The sequence below is a fragment of the Streptomyces canarius genome, assembly GCF_014650735.1.
Taxonomy (GTDB): domain Bacteria; phylum Actinomycetota; class Actinomycetes; order Streptomycetales; family Streptomycetaceae; genus Streptomyces; species Streptomyces olivaceoviridis.
On sequence record NZ_BMVN01000255.1, the window covers coordinates 1 to 538 of the forward strand.

Here is a 538-nt window from a genome sequence, read left to right on the forward strand (position 1 = left end):
GTTACGGGAAGAAAATGCTCGTCTGCGCGAAGAGAACACGCGACTGAAGAAGCGCATCAAGGATCTGGAGCGCCAGGGCAAGAAGTACACCGCGCCTCACAGCCGTGAGGCGCTGAAAGCCGATCCCCAACGCCCAGGACGCAAACCAGGGCAGGGGACATTCACCTATCGTCAAGTGCCAGAGAGCATCACCGAAGAAATCACTGTCTCAGTGCCGAACCGCTGCCCGGCCTGCGATTTCTTGGGTGAACTGCAATTGAGCCACTTCGAGAAGGCCAGCATCACGGAGTTGCCCGCTGGGATGCGTGGTCAGGTGACGGTGTACAACGTGCCCGTGATGATCTGCCCGCAGTGCGGGCAGAAGGTACGTGGGGAACATCCTGACCTGGCGGCTGGACAGTGTGGCGCGACCGCGCACCGAATTGGGCCACGTCTGGCGGCGGTGGTTCAAACCCTGCATCATGAATTGGGCGTGTCAGAGCGGAAGATTCCCCGCTTACTGGCGATGACGGTGGGTCTGTCATTGACGCAGGGGGCC

General features: G+C 60.6%; 1 pseudogene. It reads left to right on the forward strand.

Annotated features, from left to right (window positions below):
- Positions 1–538: pseudogene (locus tag IE294_RS50580) on the forward strand (hypothetical protein); the annotation flags it as partial.